Genomic DNA, 6,155 nt, shown 5'->3' on the forward strand with positions numbered 1-6,155 from the left:
CCGGCGCTCAGACGACGCCGACGAGCCGGTAGCCGATCCCGGTCTCGGTCATGATGTGCTCGGGTTGCGCCGCGTCGCGCTCGAGCTTGCGCCGCAAATGGGCCATATAGATCCGCAGATAGTGCTGGCTTTCGACGTGCGAAGGTCCCCACACTTCGCTCAGCAATTGCCGGTGCGTGAGCACGCGCCCCGCATGCCGAATCAACGCGCATAGGAGCCGGTATTCGATCGGGGTCAGGTGCACGGCCTCGCCGGCGCGCGTGACGCTGCGCTGGGCAAGGTCGACGCTAACCTCGCCGAAGCGCACGACGGCCGCGTCGAGCGGTCCGCCGCGCCCACGCCTGCGCAAATGCGCTCGAATCCGTGCCAGCAACTCGGGCACGCCGAACGGTTTCGTGAGGTAATCGTCCGCACCCGCGTCGAGTGCGGCGACCTTCTGCGCCTCCTGCGTCCGGGCCGACAGGACGATGATCGGAATGTCGGCCCAAGCGCGCAATTCGCGAATCACGTCGATGCCGTCCGCATCGGGCAAGCCGAGATCGACGATGACGAGATCGGGCTTGCGCGTCGCGGCCTCGGTCAACCCCGACTTGCCCGTCTCGGTATCGTGCACATGCATGCCCTCGGCTTCGAGCGAGGCGCGCACGAAGCGGCGAATCTGCCGCTCGTCCTCGATCAGCACGACGTTGATGGCCGCGTCAGTCATGCGACGAACATCGATAGACTCGTTCGGCGCGCATCAAGGGATCAGCACGGTCGAGCCCGTCGTCTGGCGGCTTTCGAGCGCGCGATGCGCTTGCGCTACGTCCGCCAGTGCGTAACGCTGGCGCACATTCGTTTTGACCTTGCCCGAGGCGATTACGTCGAACAGCTCGGTGGCCATCGCATCGAGCCACTCGCGTTTGCCCATATAGCTGAACAGCGTCGGCCGCGTGAAGAACAGCGAGCCGCGATTGGCGAATTCGGCCGCCTCGATCGGCGGCAGCGCGCCCGACGCGCTGCCGAAGCTCACGAAATAGCCAAGCGGCGCCAGGCAATCGAGCGAGCCTTTGTAGGTATCCTTGCCGATCGAATCGTAGACGACCGGCACCCCGGCACCCTTCGTGATTTCCTTCACGCGCTCGGTGAAATTCTCGCGCGTGTAGACGATCGGGTAGTCGCAGCCGTGTGCCTTGGCGAGCTCCGCTTTTTCGTCCGAGCCGACCGTGCCGATCACCGTCGCGCCGAGCGCCTTGGCCCATTGGCAAACGAACAGCCCGACCCCGCCCGCCGCCGCATGAATCAGGATCGTCTGGCCCGGCTCGACGCGGAACGTGCGCCGCAGCAGGTACTGCGCGGTCAAACCTTGCAACATGGCGGAAGCGGCATCGTCGAAACTGATCGCGTCGGGTAGCGCTACGAGCGCGTCCGCGGGCAGCACGCGTTCCTCGGCATACGCGCCCGGCGGACGCGCCACATAGGCGACGCGATCGCCGGTTTTGAACCGCGTGACGCCCGCGCCGACCTCGGTGACGACACCGGCCGCCTCCATCCCGAGACCCGCGGGCAACGGCATCGGATAGTGCCCCGTGCGGAAGTAGACGTCGATGTAATTGAGACCGGCCGCGTGCTGCTTGAGGCGCACTTCGCCCGGACCGGGCGCGCCCACTTCGACGTCGACCCACTGCATCACTTCGGGGCCGCCCGTGCGTTCGATTCGGATCGCCTTCACCATGCGTTTCTCCTTGAGATCAGGTTGTTCGGTCGATGCGGCGAAACGCTCGGCAGCCGCATCGAGTCATGCGTTGCGCCGATACCCGCGCGCGTCCGTCAGGCGGCGATACGCGCCGCCAGCGTGTCGAGCAGCATGCGGGCCGTGGCGACGTTCGTCGCGCAAGGCACGTCATGCACGTCGCAGGCGCGCACGAGCGCATTGATATCGGGTTCGTGCGGTTGTGGCGTCATCGGATCGCGCAGGAAAATGACGAGATCGATTTTTCCCTCGGCCAACAGCGCGCCGATCTGCAAATCGCCCCCATACGGTCCCGACAGCATGCGCTCGACGGTCAGCGCATGCGTGTCGGCGATGCGCCCGCCGGTCGTGCCCGTCGCGATGAGCCTGCATTGGCGCAGCGTCGGGGCGTATTCGCCTGCGAGGGCGACGATATCGTCTTTCTTGTGATCGTGCGCGATCAGCGCGACGCAGGCTGTCATGGCACCGCTCCTTCTTGGTCAACCCAACAAAAAATCGATCTTGACGATCGGTATGCGCTCGATGCGCGACTCAAAACGTACCGGGGTAGGCGCCGCCGTCGAGCAACCAGTTTTGCCCCGTGATGTAGCCTGCGTGGACACTGCACAAAAAAGCGCACGCCTTGCCGAACTCCTCGGGCAGCCCCAGCCGCTGCGCCGGAATGGACGCCGCGCGCTCGCGCCGCGCCTCGTCGACGGAAACGCCTTTCGCCTGGGCCTGAGCATTCAACGTCGTCGCGATGCGGTCGGTATCGAACAGGCCCGGCAGCAGATTGTTGATCGTCACGTTGTGCTGGGCAACCTTGCGCGCGACGCCGGCGACGAAGCCCGTGAGCCCCGAGCGGGCGCCGTTGGATAGCCCGAGCACGTCGATCGGCGCTTTCACGGCCGAACTCGTGATATTCACGATGCGGCCGAAGCGGCGTTCGATCATGCCGTCGATCGTCGCTTGCAAGAGCGCGATCGGCGTCAGCATGTTGGCCTCCAGCGCTCGAATCCAGTCGTCGTGCGTGAACTTGCGGAAGTCGCCCGGCGGCGGTCCGCCCGCATTGTTCACGAGGATGTCGGGCGCGGGGCACGCGGCGAGCGCGGCCTCGCGCCCCTCCTGTGTCGTGATATCGCAAGCGACGGTGCGCACGGACACGCCGGTGCCCGCGCGAATCCCGGCCGCGGTCGCCTCGAGCGTCTCGCGCGTGCGCGCCACGATGACGAGGTTCACGCCCTCGGCTGCCAACGCCTGCGCGCAGCCTCGGCCGAGTCCTTTGCTGGCGGCGCACACAAGCGCCGTGCGTCCTGCGATTCCAAGGTCCATACTAGTTCCGGATGAGGATGGGCGATGGGGGCGATTGTAGAAGAATCGACGCAACCGCGCCGAAGCCGGCAAACCGCGCCTCGCCCCGCGACGCGCCCCTCACCGCAATGAAAATTCGGCGTGGGCGCTTCTTTAGGTAAACTTGTCTGAATATTTTGTCGCGCCGCCCCGCGCCCCCGCCATGAAACAAGACAGCCGCTTCCCGAATCTATTCATCCTCGACCATCCGCTGATCCAGCACAAACTCACGCACATGCGCGACAAGGACACTTCCACGCGCACGTTCCGAGAGCTTCTGCGCGAGATCACGCTGCTCATGGGCTACGAGATCACGCGCAATTTGCCGATTACGACGCGCCGCGTGGAGACGCCGCTCGTCGAGATCGACGCCCCCGTCATCGCGGGCAAGAAGCTCGCGATCGTGCCTGTGCTGCGCGCGGGCGTGGGCATGTCGGACGGATTGCTCGAACTCATTCCATCGGCGCGCGTGGGACATATCGGCGTGTATCGCGATTCGGAGCACCGGCCCGTCGAATATCTCGTGCGGCTGCCGGACCTCGAAGATCGCACGTTCATCCTCTGCGATCCGATGGTGGCGACGGGCTATTCGGCCGTACATGCGGTCGATGTCTTGAAACGGCGCGGCGTGGCGGGCGGCGAAATCTCGTTCGTCGCCCTGGTGGCCGCCCCCGAGGGCGTGCAAGTCTTTCAAGACGCGCATCCCGACGTGAAACTGTATGTCGCCTCGCTCGATTCCCATTTGAACGAGCACGCCTATATCGTGCCGGGTCTCGGCGATGCCGGCGACCGTCTATTCGGCACCAAGAATTAACGCGTCGCGCAAGCGTATTTGTCGTATTAAACGAGCCCGCGGCCATCGGCGCCGCGTCAAGACACGCCGGCCGCTCAAAATCCGCACTGCGAGCCTATTTTTGCGTTATCGCGCATCAGAAAAACGCCCGGCGTGCCGTTAAACGACGTGGAACCACTCCCGTCATCGCCACTTCGCCATGCACGGCACTTACAACTTTTGGCTCGTCGCGCTTTCGCTCGTCGTCGCTACCCTTGCCTCGTACACGGCCCTCGACCTGTCGGGGCGCATTGCTCGATTGCTGACCCGCAGGCAGCGTCAGGCTTGGCTCGCGGGCGGCGCGATGGCCATGGGCGTGGGCATTTGGTCGATGCATTTCATCGGCGTGCTCGCTTTCTCGCTGCCGATTGCGCTCGGCTACGATTTTTGGATCACGGCGTATTCGCTGCTGATCGCCGTCGCCGTGTCGTATTTCGCACTGCGCGTGATCAACCACGCGACGCTGGGCGCGCGGCGCCTCGCCGTCGCGTCGGTCCTAATGGGGCTCGGAATCGTCGGGATGCATTACACGGGCGACGCCGCGATGCGGATGCAGCCCGCGATCGTCTACGACCCGATGCTGGTGGCGGCCTCGATCGTCATCGCGATCGTGGCCTCCGGCGCCGCGCTGTTCATGGCGCATGCGCTGCGCTCGGAGGACGGGCAGCACGTGTCGACGAAACGCCTGGCGGCATCGTTCGTGATGGGACTCGCCATCACGGGGATGCACTACACCGCCAACGCGGCGGCCAATTTTCTCCCGGGCGCGATCTGCGGGGCGGCCGGCGGGGTCGATCTGCGCTGGCTCGGCACGACGATCTCGATCTTCACCTTCGCCATCCTCATCGTCACGCTGATGCTCTCGCGCTTCGACGCGCGCACCGCCACGCTCGTGCAATCGGTCTCGCAGTTGAACAGCCGGATCGTCTATATGGCGGCGTTCGACTCTCTCACCGACTTGCCCAACCGGCGCACGCTCACCGAGCACATCGAGCGCGCGATCGAACTCGGCAAGCACGGCAAGAATCTATTCGCCATCCTATTCATGGATCTCGACGGGTTCAAGACGATCAACGACTCGCTGGGGCATACGGTCGGCGACGAAGTCCTCAGGGCGTTCGCGCGGCGCCTCGTGGACTGCGTGGGGGCCGGCGACACCGTCGCCCGTCTGGGCGGCGACGAATTCGTCATACTGATGCGCCACATCGGGTTGGCCGACGATGCCCAGCGCGTCGCCGACACCGTGCTCGAACGCATGCGCGAGACGATCTGGGTCGACGCGCGCCCGTTGCAAGTCGCGCCCAGCATCGGCATCGCCTTGTTCCCGCGCGACGGCGATACCGTCGAGGCGCTGCTCAAGAACGCCGACGCGGCGATGTACGCCGCCAAGCGCGCGGGCCGCGGCACTTGCCGCTTCTTCGAGTCGGATATGAACGAAGCGGCCAACCGCGCCTTGCTGATCCAGCAAGCCCTGCACGAAGCGCTCGACAAGGATTATTTCTCGTTGCGTTTTCAGCCGAAGTTCTTCGGCCGCGGTGGCGCGCTGGCCGGCGCCGAGGCCCTCCTGCGGCTCAATCATCCGACGCTCGGCCAGTTGTCTCCGGCCGAATTCATCTCGATCGCCGAGCGCAACGGGCAGATCGTGCCGATCGGCTATTGGGTGGTCCGCGAGGCTTGCCGGCAAATTCGCCGCTGGGAAAGCGAGGGGCTCAAAACGACCAAGGTCGCGATCAATCTCTCGCCGCGCCAGCTCGCCCAGCCCGACCTGCTGGCGACGATCCAAGACATCGTGCGGACCGAAAAAATCGGCGCGGAGCGGATCATGTTCGAAATCACCGAAACCGCCGCGATGCACGATGTGCGGCATACGGCCGACATGGTGCAAGCATTTCAAAAGAGCGGATTCGAAGTGGCCATCGACGATTTCGGCACCGGCTATTCGAGTCTCGCGTATCTGCAGCGTTTCCGCGTGCGGCAGTTGAAGATCGACCGCTTTTTCGTCGACGGCTTGGACGCCCACGACGACGAGGGCACGGCAATCGTCTCGGCAATCATCAAGCTCGCTCATTCGCTCGGCATGAACGTGGTGGCCGAGGGCGTCGAAACCGTCTCGCAGCGCGAAAAGCTCGAGGCGCTACGCTGCGATCAACTGCAAGGCTATTTGCTCGCCGAGCCGCTCGAGCCCGATGCGTTCGGCGCCTTGCTCGCGGGCGGCGGCAGGCCGGCCGGCGCCTGAGCGCGCGCCGGCGCGCGTCCCGCGCC

The 6,155-nt window shown here is 65.2% G+C and carries 6 protein-coding genes; 2 read left to right on the forward strand and 4 right to left on the reverse strand.

The window, feature by feature from the left end:
* Nucleotides 1-7: 7 nt before the first annotated feature.
* From kdpE to DXT59_RS01210, 4 genes are all read right to left on the reverse strand, one after another.
* On the reverse strand, nt 8-706 hold the full coding sequence (kdpE, locus tag DXT59_RS01195) for a two-component system response regulator KdpE (protein ID WP_116135098.1): 699 nt from the start codon (nt 704-706) through the stop codon (nt 8-10).
* A 33-nt stretch (nt 707-739) separates the two neighbouring features.
* Entirely contained in the window at nt 740-1,714 is a 975-nt protein-coding gene (locus DXT59_RS01200; protein WP_116135100.1) for a quinone oxidoreductase family protein, read from the reverse strand.
* A gap of 95 nt (nt 1,715-1,809) precedes the next feature.
* Nucleotides 1,810-2,193, reverse strand: coding sequence for a methylglyoxal synthase (locus DXT59_RS01205; RefSeq protein ID WP_116135103.1), 384 nt, complete (start codon nt 2,191-2,193; stop codon nt 1,810-1,812).
* 70 nt (nt 2,194-2,263) lie between these two features.
* Nucleotides 2,264-3,043, reverse strand: coding sequence for an SDR family oxidoreductase (locus DXT59_RS01210; protein WP_116135105.1), 780 nt, complete (start codon nt 3,041-3,043; stop codon nt 2,264-2,266).
* A 181-nt stretch (nt 3,044-3,224) separates the two neighbouring features.
* Between DXT59_RS01210 and upp the strand changes: the two genes are divergently transcribed.
* The gene (gene upp / locus DXT59_RS01215; RefSeq protein ID WP_116135107.1) at nt 3,225-3,875 is read left to right on the forward strand and encodes a uracil phosphoribosyltransferase; all 651 of its coding nucleotides are present in this window, start codon (nt 3,225-3,227) and stop codon (nt 3,873-3,875) included.
* 178 nt (nt 3,876-4,053) lie between these two features.
* A complete protein-coding gene (locus DXT59_RS01220; protein WP_116135109.1) occupies nt 4,054-6,129 on the forward strand; it encodes a putative bifunctional diguanylate cyclase/phosphodiesterase in 2,076 nt (691 codons plus the stop codon).
* Nucleotides 6,130-6,155: the final 26 nt, after the last annotated feature.

The sequence above is a fragment of the Trinickia diaoshuihuensis genome, from assembly GCF_003390925.1.
GTDB lineage: Bacteria > Pseudomonadota > Gammaproteobacteria > Burkholderiales > Burkholderiaceae > Trinickia > Trinickia diaoshuihuensis.